The 2804-nt window shown below is 44.0% G+C and carries 1 protein-coding gene; it reads left to right on the top strand.

Features of this window, described 5'->3' with window-relative positions; all coding sequences use genetic code 11:
* Positions 1-677: 677 nt before the first annotated feature.
* The coding region (locus DD606_RS24405; RefSeq protein ID WP_139158356.1) for a DDE-type integrase/transposase/recombinase at positions 678-2804 on the top strand (2127 nt) is incomplete at its 3' end.

The raw sequence follows: 2804 nt of genomic DNA, 5'->3' as shown, positions 1-2804 counted from the left end.
GCCAGCCTAGTACGCTTCTAGCGATTTCACACTTAGTGACCGCATGAACATATGTGCTACTTTTCAGTTTTAGCACTTACTCATTTTTGTACTCTCTTTTCTGTGTGAAGAAGAAGAAGCTTTCCATCTCTGTGTGCTTTGTGCTTATCTTGTGTAGCTCTCTTGCATCCTCTTTCTTTACATGGTATCAGAGCGTGGTGCAGGCAAGAGAGGCTAAGAGAGCAAGAGCATCACAATACCTTCGTTCGCAATCCACGACCAGATGCCGATGGCGCCCCGCGCAGCGGAAAAATTTTTAGGGGTTTTTCGTACAAGTTTCTGAACAGGTCTCCGAAGTGCAGTATACAGAGATTTATAAACTGTACAAGTACAGTGGTTGTATGTACGCTTGATTGTGGACACTCGTTGAGTGTAGAAATCGTTACAGGTACCACGACAGCAGGTTCAACAGATTTCCAGGTTTTGCAGATTGCAGCTATTTTGTCTTAGTGCTTCAAGATGTCTGACGGTTTCAGTCAAATTGTCACTGAGAAGCTTGAGAAAAATAACTACCCGCATGGAAGTTCAGAATAACAAATTTCCTAAAAGGAAAAGGTTATTGGGACTATGTAGAAGGAGACAATGAAAAGGAACCAGAGATTCCCGAGGCAAATGCTACAGCAGAACAAAGGAAATCTTTGAGGGACTGGCAACAAGGCCAGAGCAAAGTGATGTATTGGCTTTCTATGAGCATCACAGATGGCATGATGGGCTATCTACAGGATGCTGAAACCCCCGCCATTGCATGGAAAAACTTAGGCAGAGTGTTCGAGGTGAACACCAAGGCCAGGAAGCTTCAACTAAAGTCGGAGCTAAATCAGGTTAAGAGGAACAACCTCTCAATCAATGATTATGCTTTGAAGATCAAGAGTATCATTGAGGCTCTTGGGTCTATTAAAGTCTCAGTGGAAGACGATGACATTGTCCGTGCATGCTTGGATGGTCTAGGAGATGAGTATGTACATTTTAGGTCTTCCATGAATACAAGAGACGACATCCCCGTGTTCCAAGATTTGATTTCTATGCTTATTCTTGAGGAGAAGAACCTTGACACATCTTCTTCTCATGGCAGAAATAATTCTGAACAGGCCTTCTATTCTAACTCAAACAGAGGTAGAGGTAGAGGTTGTGGTCGAGGCCCAAGGGGTTGCAGGGGCCAATTTCTGGAAGGTCAATCAAATCAAAACAATACAGGTGGCAGGGGAAACCAGTCTCAAGGCAGGGGGAGTCAAAGAGGTCGTGGTGCAGGATCAAGCAGGCAGCAACATACTCCAGATAGTAGAGGATGTTGGACTTGTGGTGAAAGAGGTCACATGTCACGTGACTGTCCAAAGGGAAAAGCAAGTAGAAAGAGAGAACAAGGCAACTATGCATCTACTAGCAGAGATGCAGATGACAGCAAAAACGAGCGCATGTTTGTTATGCAGCATGTAATGAATACAATGACTGCAGAGAATTCCACCCAAGATGATGTTTGGTATGTGGATTCAGGTGCCTCTAATCACATGACGTCTCGTGGAGAGTGGTTTAGAGATATGCGCAAACCAGATGTGTCAGGCTATGTGCAGACAGGAGATGACACAGCTCACCCCATTGCTCATGTAGGGGGCATACCTCTAAATACGAAGAGTGGGAAATCAAAGTACTTAGCAGATGTACTTCATGTCCCAAACATTACAAAGAATCTTGTTTCTGTTGGACAAATGGTTGAGCAGGGTTTGCAGGTTCGCTTCAATCCAAATGGCTGTTATGTAGAAGATTTCCAGAACGGCTGTAAGCTGATCACAGAGGGCAAATGTGTGGGCACAATGTTTACGCTGAATGTAGACATGCCTGAGGTAAAAGCTGCATTATTTGCACAGGGCACAGGTGTTTTGGCTGATGTTGACATTTGCCACAAACGCATTGGCCATGTCAATGAGCAGAGATTGCGCAGCATGCAATCAAAACAGATTGTAAAAGGTTTGCCCAAATTCAAGGTGGATGGTATGCATAAAGTGTGTGCAGCATGCCAGTTTGGAAAACAGTCAAAGGGCTCATTTCCACATGAGCGCAATGTATGTAAAAAGCCACTTGAGGTGGTGCACACAGATGTTTGGGGTCCAACCGATACTGCAAGTATACATGGTTGCAGGTATTATGTCTCTTTCATTGATGACCATACAAGGAAAGTATGGGTCTACTTCATGCGTAACAAAAGTGAAGTGTTTGGTCACTTTCAAGACTTCAAAGTCATGATTGAGAAGGAGACAGATATGCAAATCAAGACATTGAGGTCAGATGGAGGGGGAGAGTACTTCTCCAATGATTTTTCAGATTTTCTGCGAATGCATGGTATACACAGGCAGTTTACATGCAGATATACTCCACAGCAGAATGGGGTCGCAGAAAGGAAAAACAGGCACATTGCAGAGGTTGCACGTGCATTGATGAATGAGAAGAACATGCCTCATCATTTCTGGGCTGAAGCTGTAAATACAGCTGTGTACATTATGAACAGGACACCTACAGCTGCGGTGCATGATGTAACACCTGAGGAAAAGTTTACAGGTACAAAGCCTGATTTGGCACACTTGAAAGTGTTTGGCTGCATAGCTTACGTGCATGTACCAGATGAGTTGCGTAGGAAATTGGATCCTAAAGCAGAGAAATGTATTCTTGTGGGATATTCCCTTGAACAAAAGGGGTACAGGTGCTACAATCCTACTACACGAGAATTACGAGTGAGCAGAGATGTAGTCTTTGATGAGATGAGCAGCTGGTAC

The organism is Enterobacter cloacae complex sp. GF14B (genome assembly GCF_004136805.1).
In the GTDB taxonomy this organism is placed as follows: Bacteria; Pseudomonadota; Gammaproteobacteria; order Enterobacterales; family Enterobacteriaceae; genus Enterobacter; species Enterobacter hormaechei_C.
Note: the sequence above shows the minus strand (reverse complement) of the source record. Positions and strands in the feature narration are given on the sequence as shown.